The 23,771-nt window shown below is 48.6% G+C and carries 26 protein-coding genes; 6 read left to right on the plus strand and 20 right to left on the minus strand.

Features of this window, described 5'->3' with window-relative positions; translation table 11 throughout:
- Nucleotides 1-111 precede the first annotated feature (111 nt).
- Nucleotides 112-1,512 carry a Si-specific NAD(P)(+) transhydrogenase gene (sthA, locus tag MTO69_RS12740; protein ID WP_248329707.1) on the plus strand — a complete coding sequence of 467 codons (1,401 nt, stop codon included), beginning with the start codon at nt 112-114 and terminating at the stop codon, nt 1,510-1,512.
- A 31-nt stretch (nt 1,513-1,543) separates the two neighbouring features.
- On the opposite strand, the gene dinF is transcribed toward sthA, so the two are convergent.
- The 4 genes from dinF to MTO69_RS12760 form a co-directional block, all read right to left on the minus strand.
- A complete protein-coding gene (gene dinF / locus MTO69_RS12745) occupies nt 1,544-2,887 on the minus strand; it encodes an MATE family efflux transporter DinF (protein WP_248329709.1) in 1,344 nt (447 codons plus the stop codon).
- 42 nt (nt 2,888-2,929) lie between these two features.
- A complete protein-coding gene (locus tag MTO69_RS12750; RefSeq protein ID WP_248329711.1) occupies nt 2,930-3,742 on the minus strand; it encodes a class I SAM-dependent methyltransferase in 813 nt (270 codons plus the stop codon).
- 86 nt (nt 3,743-3,828) lie between these two features.
- On the minus strand, nt 3,829-4,449 hold the full coding sequence (gene lexA, locus MTO69_RS12755; RefSeq protein ID WP_248329713.1) for a transcriptional repressor LexA: 621 nt from the start codon (nt 4,447-4,449) through the stop codon (nt 3,829-3,831).
- Between the two features lie 105 nt (nt 4,450-4,554).
- Nucleotides 4,555-4,920, minus strand: coding sequence for a diacylglycerol kinase (locus MTO69_RS12760; RefSeq protein ID WP_248329715.1), 366 nt, complete (start codon nt 4,918-4,920; stop codon nt 4,555-4,557).
- A 202-nt stretch (nt 4,921-5,122) separates the two neighbouring features.
- Between MTO69_RS12760 and plsB the strand changes: the two genes are divergently transcribed.
- A complete protein-coding gene (gene plsB, locus MTO69_RS12765; protein ID WP_248329717.1) occupies nt 5,123-7,558 on the plus strand; it encodes a glycerol-3-phosphate 1-O-acyltransferase PlsB in 2,436 nt (811 codons plus the stop codon).
- Between the two features lie 36 nt (nt 7,559-7,594).
- On the opposite strand, the gene ubiA is transcribed toward plsB, so the two are convergent.
- Together ubiA and MTO69_RS12775 are read right to left on the minus strand one after the other, a co-directional pair.
- Nucleotides 7,595-8,449, minus strand: coding sequence for a 4-hydroxybenzoate octaprenyltransferase (gene ubiA, locus MTO69_RS12770; RefSeq protein ID WP_248329719.1), 855 nt, complete (start codon nt 8,447-8,449; stop codon nt 7,595-7,597).
- On the minus strand, nt 8,436-8,990 hold the full coding sequence (locus MTO69_RS12775; protein ID WP_248329721.1) for a chorismate lyase: 555 nt from the start codon (nt 8,988-8,990) through the stop codon (nt 8,436-8,438). Before MTO69_RS12775 ends, ubiA begins: the two co-directional genes overlap by 14 nt.
- A gap of 165 nt (nt 8,991-9,155) precedes the next feature.
- Between MTO69_RS12775 and MTO69_RS12780 the strand changes: the two genes are divergently transcribed.
- Entirely contained in the window at nt 9,156-9,563 is a 408-nt protein-coding gene (locus MTO69_RS12780; RefSeq protein WP_248329723.1) for a flagellar basal body-associated protein FliL, read from the plus strand.
- A gap of 39 nt (nt 9,564-9,602) precedes the next feature.
- On the opposite strand, the gene glpG is transcribed toward MTO69_RS12780, so the two are convergent.
- From glpG to ftsY, 6 genes are all read right to left on the minus strand, one after another.
- Nucleotides 9,603-10,439, minus strand: a complete 837-nt coding sequence (glpG, locus tag MTO69_RS12785) for a rhomboid family intramembrane serine protease GlpG (RefSeq protein ID WP_248329725.1) — start codon at nt 10,437-10,439, stop codon at nt 9,603-9,605.
- Between the two features lie 4 nt (nt 10,440-10,443).
- Nucleotides 10,444-10,770: a thiosulfate sulfurtransferase GlpE gene (gene glpE / locus MTO69_RS12790; protein WP_248329727.1), complete on the minus strand. Its 327-nt coding sequence runs from the start codon at nt 10,768-10,770 to the stop codon at nt 10,444-10,446.
- 403 nt (nt 10,771-11,173) lie between these two features.
- Complete coding sequence (gene rpoH / locus MTO69_RS12795; protein WP_248329729.1) at nt 11,174-12,031, minus strand: RNA polymerase sigma factor RpoH; 858 nt, start codon at nt 12,029-12,031, stop codon at nt 11,174-11,176.
- A gap of 183 nt (nt 12,032-12,214) precedes the next feature.
- Nucleotides 12,215-13,177, minus strand: a complete 963-nt coding sequence (gene ftsX, locus MTO69_RS12800; RefSeq protein ID WP_248329731.1) for a permease-like cell division protein FtsX — start codon at nt 13,175-13,177, stop codon at nt 12,215-12,217.
- The gene (ftsE, locus tag MTO69_RS12805; protein ID WP_248329733.1) at nt 13,167-13,841 is read right to left on the minus strand and encodes a cell division ATP-binding protein FtsE; all 675 of its coding nucleotides are present in this window, start codon (nt 13,839-13,841) and stop codon (nt 13,167-13,169) included. The genes ftsX and ftsE overlap by 11 nt, the downstream gene beginning before the upstream one ends.
- An 87-nt stretch (nt 13,842-13,928) precedes the next feature.
- The gene (gene ftsY, locus MTO69_RS12810) at nt 13,929-15,212 is read right to left on the minus strand and encodes a signal recognition particle-docking protein FtsY (RefSeq protein WP_248329735.1); all 1,284 of its coding nucleotides are present in this window, start codon (nt 15,210-15,212) and stop codon (nt 13,929-13,931) included.
- Between the two features lie 209 nt (nt 15,213-15,421).
- Here ftsY and rsmD point away from each other — a divergent pair, with 209 nt between their 5' ends.
- Both rsmD and MTO69_RS12820 read left to right on the plus strand, forming a co-directional pair.
- Nucleotides 15,422-16,036: a 16S rRNA (guanine(966)-N(2))-methyltransferase RsmD gene (gene rsmD, locus MTO69_RS12815; protein WP_248329737.1), complete on the plus strand. Its 615-nt coding sequence runs from the start codon at nt 15,422-15,424 to the stop codon at nt 16,034-16,036.
- Nucleotide 16,037: 1 nt separating this feature from the next.
- Entirely contained in the window at nt 16,038-16,304 is a 267-nt protein-coding gene (locus MTO69_RS12820; protein WP_248329739.1) for a DUF1145 domain-containing protein, read from the plus strand.
- A gap of 37 nt (nt 16,305-16,341) precedes the next feature.
- Here MTO69_RS12820 and MTO69_RS12825 read toward each other — a convergent pair whose 3' ends face one another.
- The 4 genes from MTO69_RS12825 to MTO69_RS12840 all read right to left on the minus strand — a co-directional run bounded on the left by MTO69_RS12825 (nt 16,342) and on the right by MTO69_RS12840 (nt 19,243).
- A complete protein-coding gene (locus tag MTO69_RS12825; protein ID WP_248329741.1) occupies nt 16,342-16,926 on the minus strand; it encodes a YhgN family NAAT transporter in 585 nt (194 codons plus the stop codon).
- A 124-nt stretch (nt 16,927-17,050) separates the two neighbouring features.
- Nucleotides 17,051-17,287: a YecH family metal-binding protein gene (locus MTO69_RS12830; protein ID WP_248329743.1), complete on the minus strand. Its 237-nt coding sequence runs from the start codon at nt 17,285-17,287 to the stop codon at nt 17,051-17,053.
- Nucleotides 17,288-17,350: 63 nt separating this feature from the next.
- Nucleotides 17,351-17,974 carry a lysoplasmalogenase gene (locus MTO69_RS12835; RefSeq protein ID WP_248329745.1) on the minus strand — a complete coding sequence of 208 codons (624 nt, stop codon included), beginning with the start codon at nt 17,972-17,974 and terminating at the stop codon, nt 17,351-17,353.
- A 903-nt stretch (nt 17,975-18,877) separates the two neighbouring features.
- The gene (locus MTO69_RS12840) at nt 18,878-19,243 is read right to left on the minus strand and encodes a DUF4145 domain-containing protein (protein WP_248329747.1); all 366 of its coding nucleotides are present in this window, start codon (nt 19,241-19,243) and stop codon (nt 18,878-18,880) included.
- Nucleotides 19,244-19,503: 260 nt separating this feature from the next.
- On the opposite strand from MTO69_RS12840, the gene MTO69_RS12845 reads away from it, so the two are divergent.
- The gene (locus MTO69_RS12845) at nt 19,504-19,833 is read left to right on the plus strand and encodes a DUF2500 domain-containing protein (RefSeq protein WP_248329749.1); all 330 of its coding nucleotides are present in this window, start codon (nt 19,504-19,506) and stop codon (nt 19,831-19,833) included.
- Here MTO69_RS12845 and MTO69_RS12850 read toward each other — a convergent pair.
- The 4 genes from MTO69_RS12850 to MTO69_RS12865 form a co-directional block, all read right to left on the minus strand.
- A complete protein-coding gene (locus tag MTO69_RS12850) occupies nt 19,830-20,843 on the minus strand; it encodes an acyltransferase (protein ID WP_248329751.1) in 1,014 nt (337 codons plus the stop codon). The genes MTO69_RS12845 and MTO69_RS12850 overlap by 4 nt on opposite strands.
- A gap of 131 nt (nt 20,844-20,974) precedes the next feature.
- A complete protein-coding gene (gene arsJ / locus MTO69_RS12855) occupies nt 20,975-22,192 on the minus strand; it encodes an organoarsenical effux MFS transporter ArsJ (protein WP_248329753.1) in 1,218 nt (405 codons plus the stop codon).
- Nucleotides 22,193-22,264: 72 nt separating this feature from the next.
- Nucleotides 22,265-22,756, minus strand: coding sequence for a cyclin-dependent kinase inhibitor 3 family protein (locus MTO69_RS12860; RefSeq protein ID WP_248329755.1), 492 nt, complete (start codon nt 22,754-22,756; stop codon nt 22,265-22,267).
- A gap of 10 nt (nt 22,757-22,766) precedes the next feature.
- On the minus strand, nt 22,767-23,768 hold the full coding sequence (locus MTO69_RS12865) for an ArsJ-associated glyceraldehyde-3-phosphate dehydrogenase (RefSeq protein ID WP_248329757.1): 1,002 nt from the start codon (nt 23,766-23,768) through the stop codon (nt 22,767-22,769).
- Nucleotides 23,769-23,771: the final 3 nt, after the last annotated feature.

Here is a 23,771-nt window from a genome sequence, read left to right on the forward strand (position 1 = left end):
TTGTGCGTGATCTCGCCGACTCTCTAGTGTGCTTGTCATTTACGCTTGCAGTGAATCAGTTAAAATCTCGCTACAGCAATGTTAAGACTCTATAACAAGGAAAAATACGCTATGGCGGAGAACAACCACTTTGATGTAATCGTTATTGGTAGTGGTCCCGGTGGTGAAGGGGCAGCGATGGGATTAACCAAAGCAGGATTAAACGTCGCCATTGTAGAAAAAGAGAGTAGTGTCGGCGGTGGCTGTACCCACTGGGGAACAATTCCATCCAAAGCATTGCGTCATGCGGTGAGCCGCATCATCGAGTTCAATAACAACCCGCTGTTTTGTCACAACAACACCAGCATCCACTCCACCTTTTCCAATATTCTTGGTCACGCCAAGTCGGTGATCGATAAGCAAACCCGGCTGCGTCAAGGGTTCTATGACCGTAACCAGTGTTCGCTGATTTTTGGCACTGCGCGCTTTATCGATAAATATACGATTGCGGTCATGCAAAGCGATGGGACCGAAGAAACGTACAGCGCGGATCGCTTTGTGATCGCGACCGGCTCTCGTCCTTACCAACCTGCAGACGTCGATTTTCTGCATGAGCGAATCTACGATAGCGACTCGATTTTGAACCTTAAGCACGATCCGCGTCATATCATCATTTACGGTGCGGGCGTTATCGGCTGTGAGTACGCGTCTATTTTCCGTGGCTTGGGGGTAAAAACTGACCTGATCAACACTCGTGATCGCTTGTTGTCTTTCCTCGATAACGAGGTCTCCGACGCCTTGTCATACCATTTCTGGAATAGCGGTGTGGTGATTCGTAACGATGAAACGTACGAAAAAATCGAAGGCACCGAAGATGGCGTGATTGTTCATCTTCAATCAGGTAAAAAAATGCGTGCCGATTGTCTGCTCTACGCGAATGGTCGTACCGGTAACACCGACAAACTGAACTTAGCGGCGGTCGGACTTCAAGCAGACTCACGCGGCCAGTTGAAGGTCGACGGCAATTATCAGACCGAAGTCGAACACATCTACGCAGTCGGCGATGTGATTGGCTATCCAAGCCTGGCCAGTGCCGCCTACGACCAAGGCCGCTTTGTGGCACAGGCGATCAATAAGGGTCAAGCCGATGGTAATCTTATCGAGGATATTCCCACCGGCATCTACACCATTCCTGAAATCAGCTCGGTAGGTAAAACAGAACAGGAGCTGACGGCGGCAAAAGTGCCTTACGAAGTGGGCCGTTCCTCTTTCAAACACTTAGCTCGCGCCCAGATCGCCGGGAAAGATATTGGTAGCTTGAAGATTTTGTTCCATCGCGAAACCAAAGAGATCTTAGGTATTCACTGTTTTGGTGAGCGTGCAGCCGAGATCATTCATATCGGGCAAGCGATTATGGAGCAAAAAGGCGAAGCGAATACCATTGAATACTTCGTCAACACCACCTTTAACTACCCGACCATGGCAGAAGCATACCGCGTCGCGGCGCTCAATGGTCTTAATCGATTGTTTTAATCACAACAAGCCGGACAGTGTCCGGCTTTTTTTATGCATGCAGCAAAAAGGTTTGCCGACGCCATTGGTACCAGAGCGCAGCGGCCAGCGTTACGCCACGCAGCGCCATAAAACTGAGCATCGCCAGCCACAAGGCGTGATTCCCCAGCTCAGCACTCGCATAAAACACTAAGAAAAAGCCACTGGTTGAGACAAACATGGCGTTGCGCATCTCTCCACCTTTAGTGGCGCCAATAAACACCCCGTCCAATAGAAAACACCACATCGATACCAGCGGCATCGCCACCAGCCATGGCAGATAAACCGCTGCAATCGTTCGAACCGATTCAATATCCGTGATCATCGCGATCAAGCGCGATCCGGATAGAGCAAATACTCCTGTCAACATCAAGCAGATGATCAGACTCCAAAAGACCGTTCCCACTAACGAGCGCGAGAGTTGGCGCTTGTCTTTCGCGCCCATCGCCTTTCCAACCATGGCTTCCATCGCATAGGCGAAACCATCCATCGCGTAGGAAATCATCATCAAAAAGCTCATTAATACTGCATTGGCGGCGACAATCTCGTCACCAAAACTCGCCCCCTGAAAAGTCATAAAGGTGAACGCCGCTTGTAAACAGAGCGAGCGCAAAAAGATATCGCGATTGAGCCGGACAAAGCGGCTAAGATCTTGGCGAGTATCTTTGAGCAGTTTAACCAGTGACGGCAGCGCCTCTCGATGCCATCGGTGCCAAACGCACACTAGACCAAAGCTCATCCCTGTGTAGTCGGCCACCACAGAGGCAAGTGCAGCGCCCTCCACTTTCCAGCCCAGACCAACCACAAACAGCAGATCGAGTACAATGTTGGTCACATTGACAATAATCACCATCCACATTGGCGCTTTAGCGTTTTGCGCACCGAGCAGCCAACCGAGTAAGACAAAGTTGGCGAGAGCGGCTGGGGCGCTCCAGGCACGGATAAAGAAATACTGCGCCGCATACTGCTTGACCTCATCACTGGCCTCGCTGAGTCCGAGCACCCAATGACCTATGGGTTGATGCAGCACAAGAAACAGCGCCGCCAAAAGCAGTGCCATTACCATGCCTTGGGTAAAAACCAGGCCAAACTGGTGCTTATTGTTCGCGCCATGTGCCTGAGCGGTCAGCCCCGTCGTCGACATGCGTAAAAAGCCCAGTAGCCAGAAGGTGACACTAATCATGGTGCTGCCAAGAGCCACGCCGCCCAAATACCAGGCATGCTCGAGGTGACCGACCACCGCAGCATCAACTAAGCCAAGTAGTGGGACAGTAATATTGGAAAGCACCATAGGAATGGCGAGAAGCAGCACTTGTTTATGTACAGTGCGATCGGAAAGAGTTTGTAGCAGTGACACAGAGTAACTCGTTAAGACATAGTGTCACCAGTGTAACCGAGATTACCAGCGAAGCTGAACCACTACCGGAGTTAATCGCTGTTTATAGCCGTGTAGTTTAGTCACCAAACGCTGCCACATTTTCCAGCGCCCGCAGTCACGATCAAGTGGAGAGTCAGTGCGCACCCAACGCGCCCAAGGTAAACAATTGAGTATCGCCTCTCCGGGCGAACGATAGCCGTGCTGATAGTGAGACGTGCCCATCTTGCGGCCCAATTTACTGTTGCACAGGTCGCCAGCCAGCACCATACACACCTGAGCACTGTCAAAATGGCATCCTAACGCTTGGACGAATTTGGCCACTTGCCGCTCAGTACAATCTAACAACGCGTGTTCACACACGATCAACACTGGCGCTTTTTCAGCGATGGGTAACTGCTCAAGCCAACTGAGATCGTCAACGCTACCGCACAAGTGGTGGTAGCGCTCACTTCTATGGAAAAGCTTTTCGCGCCAGAGTAAGTGTTCGCTAACATCAAGCTCTAACCAATGGCAGCGGCCATTATCAACGCGATAAAAACGGGTATCTAAACCCGCGCCGACGTTAATAATCCAACCATCAGGGTTGCGCTTAATAAAGGCGGAGACGTGCTGATCGCACAGACGGGCAAGGGTGACATGCAGTAATTGCTTCTGGTCGATGTCACCAGAGAAACATTCAGGAGCAAGTTGGCAACGCTGGCAGGCTCGCGTTGCGATAGGGTCGTAAACAAGCGCGTTATCGACCAAAGTTTCACGGCTACGCAACCACATAGGTTGCAACAAGCCCAGTGGAATTTGGTAACGATGTTTGTTCGCTGCGGATTTAGCGGCCATTATCATCTTCCTTCTGTATTCAGATTGAAGATGATAATGAATATCAATTACAAAATCAACAAATGAGAATGAATCTCAGGTGGGGTTTACATCCAGTCGGTATTACGAATGATGCCGACCGCAAGCCCTTCAATAGTGAGATGCTGACTGGTCAAATCGACCTTGATAGGCGCAAACTCTTGGTTTTCGGCATGCAACAAGACCGTCGAACCTTTACGTTCTAGACGTTTAACAGTGACATCGTCATCGACGCGCGCCACCACCACTTGACCATCACGCACATCTTGGGTTTTGTGCACCGCAAGTAAGTCGCCGTCCATGATGCCGATATCCTTCATACTCTCACCGTTAACGCGCAGCAAGAAGTCAGCTTGTGGCTTAAACATGCCTGGATCGACTTGGTAGTGCGTCTCGACATGTTCTTGCGCAAGGATCGGTTCACCTGCCGCGACCTGACCAATCAGAGGGAGCCCCTCTTCGTCATTGGCTGCGTCTTCAAGCAGAATACGAATGCCGCGCGAAGCGCCAGGGATGATTTCAATCGCCTGTTTGCGCGCAAGCGCTTTTAAGTGTTCTTCTGCTGCGTTCGCAGAGCGAAAGCCCAGCTCGCGTGCGATTTCAGCGCGGGTGGGTGGCATACCCGTGTCATCAATTTTACTTTTGATGAGGTCAAATACTTGTTGTTGGCGGGGCGTTAACGGCTTCATAAGTCACCTGTCTTTTTATACAGTTAACTGTGAGTATATCCAGTAATTTTGAAAATGAAAAGCCAATTGATTGTTTTTTAGTAGGTTTGACGCGCCCTTGCGCGGTTAAGAGAAAAACAGCACTTCAAGCCACACATAACCTGTGAGTAACATACTAAGCATAACCGCGGCAGAAGCGATGTCTTTTGCCCGCTTGGCATACGCGTTGTACTCGGTTCCCATTCGGTCAACGGCCGCTTCAATCGCACTATTGACTAACTCAAGGAGCAGCACCAATACCACGCTGCCAATAAGCGCAATACGCTGCCACGCTTGATCTGCCAGGAGCAATGCGAGTGGGATCATGATGCCAGCGAGTAACACTTCTTCTTTGAACGCCGGTTCACTGTTAAACGCGGCTTTGAGTCCTTGAAGGGAGTATCTTAGTGCCTTTTTCAGGCGTTTGAGTCCATGGGTTGTTTTGGTTTGCAAGTGCGATCTCTTGTCAGTTGATAGGGCGATGCTATCGAGGTAAAGATTGACGTTTTCCTAATCAATAATAGGTAAAAGGTTCGACCAGTTTCTGGTATCCTTGCCGGCTATAAAAATCACGCTTGGGCACATCTCCACTTCTATATTAAAAGAAATGGAAATCTGCTTATGCAATTTATTTACTTTTGAGGCCAAGAACCTTATGTCTTCTGGACGAATGTTATCGCACTCTTTACTAAAACTGCCGATGTCGCTGTTAGTAAAAGGGACAACAATTCCTTCAAATCCTATTGAAGATCATAGTATTGATATAAACAAGCCGATTATTTACGCACTGCCATATCGATCAAATGTTGACTTGCTGGCGCTGCAGAAACAGGCGTTGGCACTCGGCTTACCAGACCCACTGCAAGCAGCAGAAATCAATGGTAAGTCATTTAAACGTTACGTGTTTACCTCTGCTCGCGACATTGTGATCAGCGATGACCAAGACGTCCCGAATGAATCGGTCACTCTATTCTCTGATCTGCTAGAGCTGCATAAGTTTGATTCTGAGTTGGATGTGCAAGTGATTCCCACCACGGTTTTGTGGGGGCGCAAACCTGGCAAAGAGTCGCAGCAAAAGCCTTACCTGCAATCGCTCAATGGCCCACAAAAAGCCAAAGCTGTGTTGCTATCAGGCCGTGATTGCTTAGTTCGAATTAGCCCAGTAGTGTCATTGCGCTACATGGCAGATTCACACGGCACAGACACATCCATTGCTCATAAACTGGCGCGTGTTGCACGTATCCACTTTTCACGCCAAAAACTCGCAGCGTCAGGCCCGAACCTACCGAGCCGCCAAGCCCTGTTTAATCGTCTAATGAGATCCAAGGCGATTGAAAAGGTGATTCGTGACGAAGCCAACTCAAAAGATGTCCCAATCGATAAAGTGCGCAAAGAAGCCCACGCGATCATGGATGAGATTGCCGCTGACTTTTCTTACTCATTGGTCAAAAGTGGCGATCGACTGTTGGGCTGGCTATGGAATCGCATCTACCAAGGCTTGAATATCAATAACGCCGCCACCGTGCGCAAACTCGCCCAAGACGGCCATGAAATTGTCTATGTGCCTTGTCACCGTAGCCATATGGACTATCTGTTGCTCTCTTATGTGCTGTATCACGAGGGCATGGTTCCGCCGCACATCGCCGCGGGTATCAACCTAAACTTCTTCCCAGCCGGGCCGATTTTCCGCCGCGGCGGCGCCTTCTTTATCCGCCGCAGCTTTAAGGGTAACAAGCTCTACTCAACTATCTTCCGCGAGTATCTAGCCGAGCTGTTTGCCAAAGGCTATTCGGTTGAGTACTTCAGCGAGGGTGGTCGCTCACGCACTGGTCGCTTACTGCAAGCCAAAACCGGCATGCTTGCCATGACCATTCAAGCCATGTTGCGTGGTTTGAACCGTCCGGTCACCCTGGTTCCGGTCTACATCGGTTATGAGCATGTGATGGAAGTTGGCACCTACGCTAAAGAGCTGCGCGGCAAACGCAAAGAAAAAGAGAACGCCAGCTTAGTGCTTCGTACCATTCGCAAACTCAAGAACTTCGGTCAAGGGTATGTGAACTTTGGTGAGCCGATTCCGCTCAATCAATACCTCAACGAGCAAGCCCCAGAGTGGACTAAAGATATCGATCCTATGGGTAGCAGCAAACCACAATGGCTTAACCCAGTGGTGAACTCGCTGGCCACTAAGATGATGACGCACATCAACGATGCCGCAGCAGCCAATGCCATGACATTATGTGCGACGGCGCTATTGGCTTCTCGTCAACGTGCTTTGTCGCGCGACAGTCTAGTCAACCAGATCAATTGTTATCTGTCGATTCTCAACAATGTGCCCTATTCCGACACTTACACTGTCCCGCAAGACGACGCAGAGGCCCTGGTTAAGCATGCCGAGTCGCTCGATAAATTTATTATCGAAACCGATAGCATGGGCGATATTATTTCACTGGATCGCAACCAGTCGATCTTGATGACTTACTATCGCAATAACATTATTCATTTGTTGGCTATCCCTGCACTCATCGCACAGATGTTGGTTCGTCAGCAGCAATTATCGCTACAGCAGATCCAACAGAATGTGTCGCTCATCTATCCGTTCTTGCAACAGGAGCTGTTTTTGAGTATCGAACCAGAAAAGTTGGCCGATCTCACTGAAGCCTATATTGAAGAGTTAGCACATCAGGGCTTAGTCACGATTGATGACCAGCACAACGTGGCAATGAACCAAGCCAATAATCAAGTTCTGGTTCTATTGGGCCGCACCATCACAGAAACGCTACAACGTTATGCCATTGCGCTGAACTTATTGGTGGCAAGCCCTGATCTCGCTAAATCTGATTTAGAGCAGAAGAGCCAAGATATTGCTCAGCGTTTGGGCCGCTTGCATGGAATCAACGCTCCGGAGTTCTTTGACAAAGGGGTATTCTCAGCAATGTTTACCACGCTCAAACAGCAAGCGTATCTCGACAGTGATGGCAACTGCGATAGCATCAAGAGCAAAGAGTTAGCCAAACTGCTCTACTCTATGCTTTATCCAGAAGTGCGCTTGACCATCAAAGAAAGTATCTATCAAGCTACCGAGCAAAAATAGAAACGATAAGGGCATCATCATGATGCCCTCTTTCATTTACCAAAAGGCAATAAACAATCCGATAGTGATGACCATACCGACATAATTGTTGTTGAGAAAGGCGCGGAAGCAGAGTTCACGATCCCGATGACGAATCAGGTGCTGCTGAAACACAAATAGCGCGCCAGCAATAAGCAAACACCAGTAGTAGCTGGCACCAAGCTGGTAGTAAACGCCCACCCACATGAGCATGGCCAATGTCATCAGTTGCAACACGCCAATCACCATCTTATCGAAGCGACCAAATAGTATCGCCGTCGACTTAATACCAATTTTCAAATCATCGTCTCTGTCGACCATGGCATATTGAGTGTCGTAGGCGATCGTCCACAGCGCATTGATGGCAAAAATAAACCAGACCATCATAGGGATTTCGTTGGCCTCAGCAGCCCACGCCATAGGGATAGACCAACTGAACGCCAGCCCCAAAAACAACTGAGGTAAATGGGTGTAGCGCTTCATAAACGGATAGATAAATGCGAGAAAGATACCGACAAAAGAGAGTTTAATGGTCAGTGCATTCATGCTCATGACCAATAAGAATGAACTGACGGCAAGCACGATAAACAAACCTAGCGCTTCTTTTGCACTCACCCTACCGGAAGGTAATGGACGCTGCTTGGTGCGCTTGACGTGTCCATCCACCTTGCGGTCGGCAAAGTCATTGATCACACACCCTGCCGCACGCATAAAAATCACCCCCAACACGAATACGACTAGAACGTTTACGCTTGGCATCCCTTGCGCCGAGATAATCAGTGCCCACAAGGTTGGCCAAAGTAATAACAAAGTACCGATTGGCTTGTCCATGCGCATTAACTGCCAGTAAGCAACAGCTTTATCCGCGGTCATTGCAACTCTTCTCCTTTGCATAAATCGGGGCGGTGGGCAAAAACAGCTCGGCCACCAGCATAGGTTTGTGATTCATCCATAAACGCGACCGGCGCGCCAGTAGGGTTCGACCATCCAGCTTAATAGTCGCAACTTGCAGCGCATCGCGTTTGACGTTGCTAGCACTAAATACGGTCAGCCCAAGTGGGATTTCACCTTGCTCTGCGAGATCAAAATGCTGCCCCTGCATTGAGGTTTCAGGGATCAGCGTTCGCCCCAATACCCAAGCTTGACCGTCCCCTTTTAAAACCACCTTGCGCAGCAAGCATTGCTCATCGGCCAACAAGCCAATCTCTTGGGCGTTGAGTTTTTCTGCTTTGACGATCCTGTTGTGCAGCAAATCGACGCTCAAGCTATGGCAATGGGACTCCAATAAACGTGACAACGAGCCCTGTTCCAGCAACCAGTTCTTCGCAGCCGCCGTCGGAAAGTTAAAATCAGTAGGATCTTGCCATTCAACTTGACGTAAAGCAGATAAATAGAGCGCAGTTGATTGATTCATACTAGTATTCAATAAGCAGCCTTATCATCGTACAATAAAGCTTCATTCTTTAATGTTAACCACCTATAAGCGTGGCTAACGCATTTTTATTACAAAAAGATGCTCTATTGTAACAAGACTCAGGCGATTCGAGTATCGTGATTGGAAGAAAGAAAAGTTATAAATATGATGAAACGTTATCTTGGCCAAATAATTATCGCTTGGGGGTTACTTGTCAGCCTGCCAGCACTGGCAGAGCAAGAAGGCACACCGCAACTGGCTTACTTTACCCTAGAGCCCGATTTAACCACCAACTTTTATACTAAGGGCAAAAAGCTCGGCTATATTCAGGTACGAATCGATATCATGGTCGCCAGCCAAGCCGATCTTAGCGTGATAGAGCGCCACCAACCGCTAATCCGCGACGCTGTGGTTGAACTCCTGGGTAAACAAACCGAAGAGACCATCACCTCACTCGCAGGTCGAGAAGATCTGCGTAAAACTCTGGTTGAGCAGTTAAATGCCACCCTACTTCCAGAAACAGGCAAAACCATTATTGCCGATCTACTGTTTACTAAATATCTATACCAGTAAGAAACGGCACCAATAAAAACGGCGCTTCAGCGCCGTTTTTTATCTAAGCTTGTCCACTCGATTGGCATCCACTAGGCCCAGTACCACTCCCGACAGCAAGCCGGCTAAGTGAGCCGTGTTGGCAATCGCCATAAACGGTTGCACAAAGCCAAGTACCAGCCATACCAGCATAAAACCAATCACAGGCTTTGCGAGCGTCAATCCCAGTTGAGGCGCTTTATAACCTAACATCCAGAGATAGCCGACTAACGCATACACAACCCCAGATAAACCGCCAAAGTTGGCCCCTTCGACCCAATATTGACCAGCGCCAGATAGCGCCGCGGAAACCGCAAAAATCTGCATCAGTTTGCTCGAGCCTAACCGCTGCTCTATATCGCCACCAAGTTGCCACCACCACAACAAATTGAACGCTATATGCATCACTGAAAAGTGCAGTAGCGCATGGCTAAACCAGCGCCATAGCTGCCATTGTTGACCGTCAATCGCAGGAAAATGCAACGCGTCAAACACGCCGCGTCCACTTCCCAATTGCTGCAATACGAACATCACCAGGCAGGTAAACATGATGGCCAATGTTATCGGCCCCGCTTTGGCTTTGACCATAGCCAGCATACTCGGAGAGTGATACTTAAATGCGTTGCGGCGGGTTTCAGCAAGCTCCCATGAAGCCGCTTGATACTTACTGGCATTGGGGTTAGCGAGAAACTGATTGAGCTCAGCTTCCGCTTCTATTTGGTGTTCTGATTGGAGTAACCAGAGTGCAAACTGTCCCTCGCCCTCAGGCATCATCTGCACATCGATCTGCCGTGAGGCCATGTAATCAATGAACGCTTGAGCCATTCTTGGATTATTGAGAGTGATCAGTCGCACCATACTACTATCCTAGATTCGATTCCGTCGGAAGCCCGGCTCTGTGCCAAGCTTCAAAACCACCGTCGACACTATACACCTGCTCGAAGCCTTGGTTAACCAAATATTGCGCCGCACCTTGGCTGCTGATGCCGTGATAACACATCACCAAGACCGGCTGGTCAAACTCGACCTCGTTCATAAACGTCACCATAGTATCATTGGTCAGGTGGAAAGCGTGTTGAGCATGGTTGACCGCAAAAGACTGCGGGTCACGAATATCGACCATACGCGCCTGCCCTTGCGCTAATAATGCTTGAGCGCCTGACACATCGATATGTTTAAACTGATCCATAACCTTTCTCTTTTATCACTGAATTATCTCACGCCATTGTAACCTATCCAGTGGTCAACAAGTACTCTATGGCTGTAGGGTTATCCACCAGCGATCATAATTCAACCATTTGTGGATAAGTTTGTGGATTACGTTGATAAGGTGTTTTGAGCAACTTGGATCCACAACATATAGTGATGATCCTTATTTGATTGTGTGTAAAGAGAAAACTATCCCCATCGACAACAGCGATGCCAACCCTTTATTCACCCTGCTTTCTGACAGATAGCCAAGAAACTTCTCACAGAGTTACCCACAGGACAGATTGGGCAAAACGATCCCTTTAGCTCGCTTTGCGGTGATCAGATAATAAAAAAGCCGAGATCTTTCGATCTCGGCTTTTTCGTCATCTGTGTTGAGCGACTTAGAATTCACCCACCGCTGCTTTAAGCTTTTTCATTGCATTCTTCTCAAGCTGTCGAATGCGCTCCGCAGACACATTGTAGGTTTCAGCCAGTTCTTGCAACGTCGCCTTACTGTCTTCTAACCAACGCGAGCGCACTATGTGCTGACTACGCTCGTCCAAGCTGCTCAACGCTAAGCTGAGACGATTATTGGTGTGTGCTTCCCAGTTGGCGGCTTCGACATTGTCTGCAACGTCTGACGACTTGTCTTCCAAATACACCATAGGGGCGGTATAGGCTGACGCTGAGTCATCGTCGTCGTTTGGCATCTCGAACGCTGCGTCTTGTGCGGCCAGACGAGACTCCATTTCGCGGACTTCAGCTGGCTCTACACCAAGCTCTTTAGCCACTGTCTCGACTTCGCCATTGTTAAACCAACCCAGGCGCTTTTTCGACTTACGCAAGTTAAAAAACAGTTTGCGCTGCGCTTTGGTGGTAGCAATTTTGACGATACGCCAGTTGCGCAATACGTATTCATGGATTTCAGCTTTAATCCAATGCACAGCGAAAGAGACCAAACGTACACCCACTTCTGGGTTGAAGCGCTTAACGGCTTTCATTAGGCCAATGTTGCCTTCTTGAACAAGGTCGGCCATTGGAAGGCCGTAACCAGAATAACCTCGAGCGACGTGTACCACGAAGCGCAAGTGCGAAAGGATCAGACCTTTTGCCGCCTCGATTTCACCGTCGTAATGCAGTCTCTCAGCAAGTTCACGTTCCTCTTCAGCAGTCAGCATTGGGTAGCTATTTACTGAGCGGATATAGCTGTCTAAGCTATCTTGTGTAACAACCGCCATTGGATATGCTTGGTTAGTCATTCCGTTCCTCATCAATCTCTGATCTGGACTAAGTTTTAACCCATCAATCTTGAACCTAAAATGAACAAGATTCAAGCAGGGGAAAGCAATTATGCATAAACAAATCGTCTATACAAGTAGGAAGTATACGGTAGCGTCTACTTTTTTCAATAGTATGACAACGTCCAAGTCAAAGGGTTCCCACTACACCGGCTCAATCTCTTTTAAATGACGTTGAGCGGATACTTTGGCTGCCAAACAGCCGAGGAATGTCCCTAGCATCACCAGCAATAAAGACTCATCCCAACTTAGCCCAACTAAGCGGAAACGACTGTCATACAACAAGGCCAACTGTTCGACGCGGCTGTTGAGTAATACGGTGATCAGCGCGGTTAAGATCCATGCACTCACAGCGCCAAGGACACCAAACCACATGCCTGAATAGAGATAGGGACGCAGAATATAGCTGTTGGTCGCACCAATCAGCTTCATGGTTTGAATCTCTTCCTTGTTGGCCAACACATTAAACCTGAGTGTGTTGCCGACAATCAAAAACACCGAGCCTAACATCAACACCGACAGCGTGATCACAATGCCACTCACCAGGTTTTTAATCGCATCAAGGCGAGTCAACCAGTCTTCATCCAGACGCACATCGGTAATCTCTTCCCACTGCGCGACTCGGTCGGCCAACTGCTTGATCATTGGTTGGTCATCCTTGCTTGGTGTGATCACTAATACGCCGGGCAGCGCGTAGTCATCCAGTAGACTGATCGCCTGCTCAAACCCGGAGTATTGGCTTAAGTCATCCAAGCCTTGTTGCGGTGAGATGTATTCCACTTGAGCAACGTCGGCATCACTTTCCAGCTGATCTTTAAGCACCATCACTCGCGCTTCTGGGGTGCGCTCTTGAATATAAGCGCTGACTTGTGACGGGCTGGTCACATCGCTCGAGGCTTGAGCTATGTTTTTGCCCAGCAAATACAACACTGAAGGCATCGCCAATGCCATCGAGATCACCGCCAGCGTCAGCAAGTTACCCAAGGGGCGCTGCCAAAGCTCACGCAATGAGTGCTTGGCCTGTTTAAAGTGCACCTTAAGAAAGCTGTCTTTCTTGACTCGATTCTTGGCGGTCGCGGTCGCTCGGCTGCGAGGTTTATTGGCCATAGTCTTCCACCTCGCTCAAAAATCCTTGATTCAGTTCTAAATGTCGATATTGCGGCCTGGTGTTGACCAAACCTATGTCGTGGGTCGCCAGTAAGATGGTGACTCCAGCACGATTGAACTCTTCAAACAATTTCAGCACGCGATTGGATAGCTCAGGATCTAAGTTACCTGTTGGTTCATCAGCCAGTAACAGCGTGGGACGATTCACCACAGCGCGCGCAATCCCGACACGTTGTTGTTCGCCCCCAGACAATTGGCTGGGCAAACATTTGGCTTTGTCGAGCAAGTCGGTTTTATCCAACGCAGCCGATACGCGACGTTTGATTTCGTTTTCAGTGATCGACTCAATGCGCATCGGCAGGGCGACATTGTCAAACACGGTTCTATCCATCAGCAACCGGTGATCTTGAAACACAATGCCGATATTGCGGCGTAGGAAGGGAATGTCTTTATTCGGAATTCGCGTGATATCGTGACCGTTGAAACTGATCTTACCGTCGGTTGGTCGCTCAATCGCACAAATTAATTTGAGCAGAGTACTCTTACCGGCACCGGAATGGCCGCCAAGAAAAGCCATTTCACCGCGGCGCAGATGAAAATCGACTTTCTGCAGCGCTTGTCGTCCACCGCGATAAGCCTTGCTCACTTGCTGAAACTTTATCACCCGAAATCCCTCTTGCGAACTTCTATACCGTGTTAATAGCGGCGCTTAGTGCGCAGCGAGGACACACCTTGCTGCGCACCCGTGCGATTACTCGTCACGACTAAATAGCGCGTCGATAAACTCTTGTGTCTCAAATGGACGCAGGTCGTCAATACCCTCGCCCACACCAATGTAACGAATTGGGATCTGGAATTGGTCTGCGAGGGCAAAAATCACCCCGCCTTTCGCAGTACCGTCGAGCTTGGTGAGAGTAATGCCGGTCAATGGTGCGACATCACTAAACAGCTTCGCTTGGCTGATGGCATTTTGCCCGGTACCCGCATCCAAGGTCAGCATGATCTCATGCGGTGCAGACCCATCGACTTTCTGCATAACACGCACAATTTTACGCAACTCTTCCATCAAGTTCGCTTTGTTTTGAAGGCGTCCCGCGGTATCAGCGATGACCACGTCAACTCCTTTGGCTTTCGCCGACTCAATGGCGTCGTAGATGACCGACGCACTGTCGGCCCCCGTGTGTTGAGCAACGACAGGCACGTTATTGCGCTCGCCCCACACTTGCAACTGCTCAACCGCAGCAGCACGGAACGTATCACCTGCTGCCAGCATCACTTTCTTACCCTGCGCTTGGAATTGCTTGGCGAGTTTACCGATCGTGGTGGTTTTACCCACACCATTTACACCTACCATCAAAATCACATACGGCGTTTTCTCAGCATCGATTTGCAATGGTTTTTCGACCTGAGACAATATCTCCGCCATCTCTTCTTTCAACAGGCCGTAAAGCGCTTCACCATCTTTCAACTCTTGACGGGACGCTTTTTCGGTTAAGTTGTCGATGATTTTCAGTGTGGTATCCATACCGACATCGGCGATCAACAGTTGCTCTTCCAGCTCTTCAAACAGTTCATCATCGATCTGCTTACCTTTGAAGAGACCAAAGAAACCAGCACCGATATTGGCTTTGGTGCGGGCTAAACTACGCTTGAGACGCGCAAAAAAGCCTTCACTCGGCTTTTCTTGTTCGGCGACACGAGGCGCAGCGGCTTGTGGTGGCTCGACAACCTCTACCGGTTCAATGGCTTCTGCTTCTGCTTCTGCTTCTGCTTCTGCTTCTGCTTCTGCTTCTGCTTCTGCTTCTGCTTCTGCTTCTGCTTCTGCTTCTGCTTCTGCTTCTGCTTCTGCTTCTGCTTCTGCTTCTGCTTCTGCTAGCTCAGTCTTCGGCTCTACTTCAGGTTCGTCAAGCGCTGGTGAGGGTTCGTCGTTTGACTGTTGTTCGGTCGGTTGTTGTTCTTCGGCGGATTGCTTAGTTGGCTCATCGTCACCAAAACCAAGCCATGAGAGTAATCCGCGCTTCTTTTTTTCCGTCATCTGGGGCTATCCTAGATCGTCTTAATTAACTCAGACTCTTTTTTGCCGTGTTTGTTGTCGGCAACAAAAGAAAAATGACAGCAGAGCGAGCAGTTTTCACTATTAGAGTGATGGTATACACTCTGTCATCAACAAATTAGGGCTGTATGTTAGCGCTCAACAGCAGAGCGACTGGCTATAGTATCACTTTATTAGCGGTCAAAAAATCTATGGTAAGACGTCGCCAGCAAAACACATCACAAAAAAAGCCCTCAACCGGCTTTGTTCGTATTATTAGCGGCTTATGGAGAGGACGTAAACTCCCTGTGCACGATGCACAAGGCTTAAGACCCACCACAGACCGCGTTAAAGAAACTCTGTTTAACTGGATCGCACAAGATGTTCCGAGAGCCAAGTGTCTCGACCTGTTTTCAGGATCCGGTGGACTGGCTTTTGAGGCGGCATCTCGCCAGGCCGATAAGGTAACCTTAATTGAGCTAAACCCGACCGCCTTTAAGCAGTTACAAACCAACATTGCTGCTCTGAACGCCAGTAATCTCAACCCAATCAATAGTGATGCGTTAAACTATTTAAAACAGCAAGGAACGCCACATGATGTGGTGTTTATCGATCCACCTTTCCGCCAAGGCCTTTTAAATGAAGTGACTCAACTCCTTGAGCAGAATGGTTGGCTGGCCGAGCATGCTGTTATCTATGTTGAAACAGAGAAAGAACTCTCGCTCGATGGTGTGATCCCTGCGCACTGGCATCTGCATCGTGAAAAAACTGCAGGCCAAGTGAGCTTCCGCTTGTTTAATCGTCAACCTCTACCGCAAGGACAGTAAAATGAAAGCATTAATATGGTTAGCCAAAGGCGCAATCGGTTTTGTCTGGTTGGTGTTGATTGTCAATATCTTCATGCCTTTTCCCGGCAATGCAGCTATCGCCTTGTACATCATGACCGCCTTTTTGTTCATTATGCATGGCCTGCAAATGGCGATTTTCATCGGTGCATTTGGGGATAAAGTGAAGATAAGCCGTTGGGAAAAATGGTCGATCTTGATATTCGGTATTTTTTCGCTGCTTGATATCCGCCGCAAGTACATGTCTTAAAAAAATAGCCGCTCATCTGAGCGGCTATTTTGTATTGCTAGGCCATATACCCTTTGACCCCATCCAAGAACATCTGGGTCGAAATCATGATCAGCAACAGACCCATCAAACGTTCAACCGCTTTCAATCCCCGCTCACCCAAAATACGGTGGAAGAAGTTATAGAACATCAGAATAAAGAAGGTTACCCCCCAAGCCAGCAAAACCGCGCCAGAGAGCTCTAACAACTTGTCTGGGTGTTGACTGGAAAGCAGCAGCAATGCAGCAATAACCGAGGGCCCGGCGATCATTGGAATCGCCATTGGCACAATAAACGGCTCTTCACCGGCGGCGAGTCCAGTAATACTGCCACCGCTGGGGAAAATCATCTTGATCGCAATAATAAACAGAATGATGCCGCCAGAAATGCTCAAGGTTTCAGGCTGAACGTGAAGGAAGTTAAGAATACTTTTTCCAGCAAACAGGAACAGCATCAAAATCCCAAGGGCAAAGAACAGCTCTCTGATCAAAACTTTACGTCGGCGCTTGGGATCTAAGTGCTTTAAGATCGACAGGACAATAGGCAAATTGCCAAGCGGATCCATGATCAAAAACAGCATGGTCGCGGCAGAAAGAATGTCCATTAGGGACCTCCAAAGTGATAATCAGTCAGGCAAAGCGAAGTCGCGGAAGTATAACAACCTCGTTGCTTAATTTGGAATTATTCTTTTATCGCCATCAGTTGAGCATACGCCCAAGCGGCCGAGATCAGTGCTGACAGACTCGCTCTGCATTCACTGTCCATACACCATCGCACACGATGACTTTCTCTCGCTCAAGAAAGAAATCAAGCAAGCGCTGCAAATCGAAACCCTGACATTTGCAGGTGCGAAAGCGGGCCGCTTCGCCAAATTCAGTGTTAACCCAATGCTCAAGCTCGGCTTTAGTCATCGGGTGCTCTCGCAATGCGGCTAATACTTTGTGGGCGTGAATATCACTGGCCATAGGGCGTCCTCATTAATCGTGTTTGGCTAAGGATATGAGCGAGGCCAGTTATCTTCATTGATTTTAGATAAGTAAAGAAGCAGTAATCAGGCTATGGGCGAGTAGATAACTGCCAGAGATCAGATAACGCCCTTTATCAATCGGATGGCGATAATCATGGATGGCTAGCAGCATTGCCGAAAGGGTTAAGGTTAATGATCCGGTAAAACCGAGCGCACTCGCAACAGTGCGATTGAGCAACCACACCTCACCGGCCGCCCAATTAAGTTGTAGCAGCACCATACCCATCATGACGACAGGAAAAATGAGTCGATCAATTTTGGGCAACAACAGGAAAAAGGCGACGACACCAATGCCTAGCAGCATCGCAGGTAGCCACCATACAATATCACCTGACAGCTTTACCCAGAATGAAGCGCTATAGCAGAGCTGGGCGGTGATGAATCCGGCAAAACAGAGTCTTAGGTGCTTTTTGAGGATATAGAGTCCATCAGCGACGATAGACACAAGCAGTCCCAGCGAGACCCACCAAACAGCGACGCCAATCAGCCTCTCCTGACTCCAAAGCATCACCAGCAGCATCAGCAAGGTTAATGTTTTAAACACCGTTGCTTGTTTGATGTGATTTCCTTCAATCGCGGAAATACTGATATACCCAGACAAGGCAACCGATAGCCAGCCCCACATTCGAACACCTCATAAAAAACGAGCTGCTAGTGTAGGCAGCACGAAAAAGATGTCTAGTTTCGAACGGCAAAACTTGGATCTTGATAATACTTCTCTTGCCGTGCTTTTTTCTCGCCAAACACCCGCAGCTAAACAAGCATGTTGCATTCTAAGCAAATAGCCCCTAGCACCACTGAACGCTCCAAAAGTGAAAAAATCCAAACACCACCCACATGAAAATAGAAAAAACTATTTAATATTAACTGGTTAACTAAGTTCAACTTTGTTGTGAATATGTAAAACCAAAAATTTTAGCTCGATATCGCTGACAAATACCCGCTAACAATATGCAACCAAAACCAAAACCTACACACAGAAAATTTCTAAATAACGGATATGTCCGCTCAGGAAGATCTCAACTACAATAAGCCGCATAAATAGAACAAAACATCACTAGCCAACAATTGGCCAATCTAAAAAATAAATAAAAACAGATATTTATAGTGATAATGTGACAATTTTCAACCGACACAACCACCACCTAACAAGCAAAAAATTTCATTAAACTTACGACAAAAGACATTAATCGACAGGAGAAAAGTTATTTTTTTGGAGCTTAATGACACTTATCCTTGATCTAACCAGTAAAAAGCTGTTATTCTGCTTAACATACCTTCAATCATCAATTTACAGGAGCAGTGCTATGATTTCTTCTTCACAAAAACAAGGACTTGTAATGATCGCCGTTGTCGTAGGCCTAATGACACTGCCGATGATGTACTAAGTTAAAAGACACCAACAAAAAGGGACGCAAATGCGTCCCTTTTTGATATATGTAGCAATTTTTTAGTCATTTAGATGCAAAAATCGGCGACATGTCGACATTTGCAGCAAAGTATAAAAAGTGGGGTTTTGGCCTTCCGATTACAAATGTTTGGACAATTCATCCCAATGAGCATAGTAAAACACCAATGCCGCTAAGGTGATCAAAGTCATCAATGTAATTGCCGCCCGCCACACAAAACGACTGCTGCGCGGCGTAAGTTCTTTCTCACACTCATCACACACTGTCATAAACTGCTTGCGACTGTCTAACTGGAAATCGTGTTCATGGACAATCTTATTGCGTATCGTCGCTATATAACGCAGTTTTTCAATCACATCATGAGGCAAACGCTCTTCACAGCTGGTGATCAGCTGATGCAGTCCTTTTCCATCCGCGTGATATTGAGTTCGTAGTAGCGACTCAAGCTTTCTGGTTCGTGTCACTACGCTTTCGATATCAGACATAACATCCCTCCACGCTCTAAGTTTAGGGGGTATTTGATCCTTCTTCTATCTAATGTCCCACTTTTTATTCCGCTTGCAAACCGATTTGTATAAAAGAATCAAAGAGTAAAAAACGTTGCGACATCAAACCCCGATCAAGTGTGATATGCCTCGAATAAATTTGTCACACTGGTCACTTTGTTTTTGCAGCAAGACCCGTGCCCAGAATCATTAGTAAAATATCGCTAGTATGAGCACAAACCATAGGGGATACGAATATCATGCCGATCACGTTGTTTATTGCTATTGCTGTTATTGCCCTTGTTAGTGGCTGGGCGTTCACACATCTATACCGTAAACACATTCAAGGGGAAAATGCACCGGAGCAACACATTGAGGTGACGATTCTTGATAAACAGTCGATTGCCATTGACGACCCTCAACCAGGAGAAGAAGACCAAGAGTACTGGATCTACGTGCAAAAAGGACGCATTGGCCCTAAGCGCGAGTTTCAAGTTGGCGTGCACTACTTCCATGCCCTCAACCCCGGCGATCAAGGCATACTCACGTATAGAGGGGACACCTTCATTCACTTCGCGCTAAACCGCTAGGGCAGTAACCAACGCGTATTGCTTGAGCGTGACAGCAGATAACTCAGCCCTAAGGCGCCACAACCACTGAGCACAGTCCAAACCGGTATGACCCACAATGGGTGCCCTTGATACCAACCGAAGGTTTTCATCGGCCACAAAAAAATGGGGTGTAGCAAGTAGATACCCAAACTGTGTTGGCTAATCACGCTCAATACACCTTGGGTTCGGCTTGATAGCCGCTCGGTAAAATAACGACATAGCATGAACACCATACTCGCCGCCAAGACCACATTCAGGGTTTTGTATGACAGCCAACGGCCCACACTATACTTTTCAGCAGCCAAGCTATCGCCAATCACCATCCAAGCCGTTGTGGCTAAAGCCAGCGCACCGAACAAGGTAAACAGCAAGACACTGCCACGCCCGATGGGAACGCGTTGATAAAGTAAGTAACCGAGCGGTAAGTAGCCACTGTACAGCCACATTTGATTACTCCATACGCCGTCGATCCCCGCCAGATAGAGCAGCGTGGTGAAAAGCCATAAGGCAACGTATAGGTAGAGCGAATGATTACCGTACTGGCGCAGCACAAATTGAAAAAAAGGAATCAAAAAATAGAGCGGAATAAAGTAGTAAAAGAAGCCGAGATGGTAGTAGGTGGCATGCCACGGGCTTTGGGTCAGAACCTGCTCGGTCACGCTCACATCGTAGCCGTTTAATGTGACTCCAGAGAGCAAAGCGTAAAATAGCGACCAAACCACAAACGGCACCAACACTTTACCCAGCCGACGCTTCAGATAATAGCGAAGGTCAAATGGGCGACGGTCGGTCAGCATTAACGCGCCGGTGATCATAATGAACACCGGCACTGCCCAGCGAGAAACGCTATTGATGGTCACCGCGCTGGCCCAAGCATCGAATGAGATCAGACCAAGCTGCTGACGATACGGCGCTAATACGTGAATCGCTATCACCGCTATCGCCGCAACGCAGCGCAACGTATCAAAAAACAGTACCCTTTCTCTCACACAGTACCTCATTACTTGGTGATAAATAGCTTAGTGATAAATCACTGGTGGATATCAGGCGACTATAGCAACAAAAAAGCTGACCTAGGTATCGGCTAGGTCAGCTTTTGGTTAACACTGTTGGCGATTGACTAGGCGGTCACTTGATTCAGTTTAGGCAATCTTAACGAGATAATGCTGGTCAGGAGCAAGAATGCAGCCGATACCCACAAACAGGCAGAGAGTCCCGCCATTTGGAATACCCACCCGGAGAGAATGGTACCAATCAAGCGCCCCATCGCATTGGCCATGTAATAGAATCCAACATCGAGTGAGACACCATCTCCTTTGGCATAACTGACAATCAAGTAGGAGTGTAGTGATGAGTTGACGGCAAAAATCGCTCCAAACAGCATCAGTCCGCCGACAATCACCAACTGTGGCTGCCAGCCAATCTGTACGGCATAGGCTATCGACGCCGTCACCAAAGTCAGCAACCCGGCCCAGAGCAGAGCCGCCTGTCCGTCGGGCACTTTTCCTTGCGCCTTACCGGTAATTCGTGGCGCGACGCCTTGCACAAACCCATAAGCAATGGTCCACGCGGCAAGAAAGCCACCGACCGATAGGTGTGACCAACCAAATACCGAGCCAAGATAGATAGGCAGCGCCACGACAAACCAAACGTCCCGCGCTCCAAATAGGAACAAGCGCGCCGCCGATAAGATATTAATCGACTCCGACTTAGAGAAAATCTGGATAAATTTAGGCTTGTTTTTGGCCTTACCCATATTGCTCTCAAGTCCAATCAGGCTGCCAATGAAGACCAACGTCAGCACACTGGCCATCAACAATACCGCGTATTTAAAGCCCACCAGCGACAGCAATAAACCACCGATAAAAAAGCCCGCCCCTTTCAGCGCGTTTTTCGAACCGGTTAATATGGCAACCCACTTGTACAGCGCACCTTGCTGCTCGTCTGGCACCAAGGTCTTAATCGAGCTCTTGGCACTCATCTTGTTCAAATCTTTGGCAATACCAGACAGAGCCTGAGCTGCCATCACCCAAGGGATGGTCAACCAACTTGTCGGAACCGCTAACATCGCCAAGGCAAAGATCTGCATTCCAAGGCCAATATTCATGGTCTTATTCAGCCCCAGACGCGCCCCCAGCCAACCACCGATTAAGTTGGTCACGACACCAAAGAACTCATAAAACAAGAACAGGGAGGCAATCTCTAAGGTGGAGTAGCCCAGATCATGAAAATAGAGCACGACCAACATTCGCAATGCACCATCGGTGATGGTGAAGTTCCAGTAATTGAAAGTCACCAGCATGTACTGGCGAACGCTTTTACTCAAACTCGATAACATGTGTTCTCACCTTTTGCTTGGTTCGATAACAAGGGCTTTTGACCTATGGGTGACCAAAAGCCCTTAACCGGACTATCGCGCCGCTACCGAGGTAATGTATTCAAGCTGTACTGGCTTGGTAAATGCCCCTGGTCTTAGTGCTTGCACCTGCTCGATAATGCGCTCTAAAGGCCATTCCTTTTCAAGCAGTAAATGCGCCGCAAACAGGCCTGTACGACCCGAGCCCCCCATACAGTGCATAGCGACTTTGCCACCACGATCAACAATCTTGTGTAGAACCGGACTTGCTTGCTGCCACTTAGCCGCAAAACCTTCACCCGGTGCACAGTCATCTTCAATCTCGATTTGGAACCACTGCATACCGAGTTGCTGCGCCTCACGGCCCAACGCCTCCACTTGTTTACTGGCTAACTCAGCATCATCGAGCGCGGTGACGATCGCTTCGACACCTTGTTGCTTGAGTTGAGCCAACGACGTATTAAGGTCGACGCCTTTGGTCCCTGGGCAGGGAGTAAGAACCAGCGCGCCACTGTCTAGATTTAATTGCCAGGTTGGGTGTGTCATCACTATCTCCTTACGCTAAACCGACTTTACGCACCAGTTCGGCAGTGCGAGTCGCGTAGCCCATCTCATTGTCGTACCACGCATAAATTTTAACCATGCGAGTCCCAACGACCATAGTGGACTGCGCATCGACGATGGTCGAACGCTGGTCACCACGATAATCAATCGAGACTAAAGGACGCTCTTCAAAACCAAGAATGCCTTGCAGTTCACCTTGAGCGGCCTCTTTCAGCAGGGCGTTGACCTCCTCAGCGGTGGTATCACGTTTCACATCAAAGATGATGTCGGTCAGCGAGGCGTTCGCCAGCGGTACGCGTACCGCGTGTCCGTTGATCTTACCCTGCAATTCAGGGAAGATTTCGACAATCGCGGTCGCACTGCCTGTGGTGGTTGGGATCAAACTCATGCCACAAGCGCGCGCACGACGTAAATCCTTATGCGGTGCATCGAGAATCGTTTGAGTATTGGTTAAGTCATGAATCGTGGTAAATGAAGACTGCTCGATACCGAGTTTCTCATGAATCACTTTCACTACTGGCGCAATACAGTTGGTGGTACACGACGCCGCTGTGACGATACGATGAAGACTCGGGTCGAAAATTTCATCGTTAACGCCAACCACGATATTCGCCACACCCGGCTCTTTCACTGGTGCCGATACCACTACGCGCTTGACCCCTTGTTCCAAATACAAGTTGAGCAACTCAGTTTTACGGTGAACACCCGTGGCTTCAATCACCACGTCACAGCCAGACCAATCGACCGCATCGATCGCTTTCTCTTGGCTGGTTTTGATCACTTTGCCGGCGATCACTAACTCATTACCGCCAGCAGAAACCTCATGATGCCAACGCCCTTGCACAGAATCGAATTCGAGTAAGTGGCCAAGCGTCGCTGCGTCTCCTGCCACATCGTTAATATGGACAAACTCCAGTTCTGGCCAGTCAAAGGCCGCGCGAAGTGCAAGACGTCCAATACGGCCAAAGCCGTTAATCCCTACTTTAATAGTCATAGT

The organism is Vibrio sinaloensis, from assembly GCF_023195835.1.
GTDB lineage: Bacteria > Pseudomonadota > Gammaproteobacteria > Enterobacterales > Vibrionaceae > Vibrio > Vibrio sinaloensis_C.

Excerpts from the sequence above, each read along its gene's own strand:
- sthA (WP_248329707.1), top strand. The coding sequence starts at position 112 with ATGGCGGAGAACAACCACTTTGATGTAATCGTTATTGGTAGTGGTCCC.
- MTO69_RS12750 (WP_248329711.1), bottom strand. The coding sequence starts at position 3,742 with ATGGCCGCTAAATCCGCAGCGAACAAACATCGTTACCAAATTCCACTG.
- lexA (WP_248329713.1), bottom strand. The coding sequence starts at position 4,449 with ATGAAGCCGTTAACGCCCCGCCAACAACAAGTATTTGACCTCATCAAA.
- plsB (WP_248329717.1), top strand. The coding sequence starts at position 5,123 with ATGTCTTCTGGACGAATGTTATCGCACTCTTTACTAAAACTGCCGATG.
- ubiA (WP_248329719.1), bottom strand. The coding sequence starts at position 8,449 with ATGACCGCGGATAAAGCTGTTGCTTACTGGCAGTTAATGCGCATGGAC.
- MTO69_RS12775 (WP_248329721.1), bottom strand. The coding sequence starts at position 8,990 with ATGAATCAATCAACTGCGCTCTATTTATCTGCTTTACGTCAAGTTGAA.
- MTO69_RS12780 (WP_248329723.1), top strand. The coding sequence starts at position 9,156 with ATGATGAAACGTTATCTTGGCCAAATAATTATCGCTTGGGGGTTACTT.
- glpG (WP_248329725.1), bottom strand. The coding sequence starts at position 10,439 with ATGGTGCGACTGATCACTCTCAATAATCCAAGAATGGCTCAAGCGTTC.
- glpE (WP_248329727.1), bottom strand. The coding sequence starts at position 10,770 with ATGGATCAGTTTAAACATATCGATGTGTCAGGCGCTCAAGCATTATTA.
- rpoH (WP_248329729.1), bottom strand. The coding sequence starts at position 12,031 with ATGACTAACCAAGCATATCCAATGGCGGTTGTTACACAAGATAGCTTA.
- ftsX (WP_248329731.1), bottom strand. The coding sequence starts at position 13,177 with ATGGCCAATAAACCTCGCAGCCGAGCGACCGCGACCGCCAAGAATCGA.
- ftsY (WP_248329735.1), bottom strand. The coding sequence starts at position 15,212 with ATGACGGAAAAAAAGAAGCGCGGATTACTCTCATGGCTTGGTTTTGGT.
- rsmD (WP_248329737.1), top strand. The coding sequence starts at position 15,422 with ATGGTAAGACGTCGCCAGCAAAACACATCACAAAAAAAGCCCTCAACC.
- MTO69_RS12820 (WP_248329739.1), top strand. The coding sequence starts at position 16,038 with ATGAAAGCATTAATATGGTTAGCCAAAGGCGCAATCGGTTTTGTCTGG.
- MTO69_RS12825 (WP_248329741.1), bottom strand. The coding sequence starts at position 16,926 with ATGGACATTCTTTCTGCCGCGACCATGCTGTTTTTGATCATGGATCCG.
- MTO69_RS12830 (WP_248329743.1), bottom strand. The coding sequence starts at position 17,287 with ATGGCCAGTGATATTCACGCCCACAAAGTATTAGCCGCATTGCGAGAG.
- MTO69_RS12835 (WP_248329745.1), bottom strand. The coding sequence starts at position 17,974 with ATGTGGGGCTGGCTATCGGTTGCCTTGTCTGGGTATATCAGTATTTCC.
- MTO69_RS12840 (WP_248329747.1), bottom strand. The coding sequence starts at position 19,243 with ATGTCTGATATCGAAAGCGTAGTGACACGAACCAGAAAGCTTGAGTCG.
- MTO69_RS12845 (WP_248329749.1), top strand. The coding sequence starts at position 19,504 with ATGCCGATCACGTTGTTTATTGCTATTGCTGTTATTGCCCTTGTTAGT.
- arsJ (WP_248329753.1), bottom strand. The coding sequence starts at position 22,192 with ATGTTATCGAGTTTGAGTAAAAGCGTTCGCCAGTACATGCTGGTGACT.
- MTO69_RS12860 (WP_248329755.1), bottom strand. The coding sequence starts at position 22,756 with ATGACACACCCAACCTGGCAATTAAATCTAGACAGTGGCGCGCTGGTT.
- MTO69_RS12865 (WP_248329757.1), bottom strand. The coding sequence starts at position 23,768 with ATGACTATTAAAGTAGGGATTAACGGCTTTGGCCGTATTGGACGTCTT.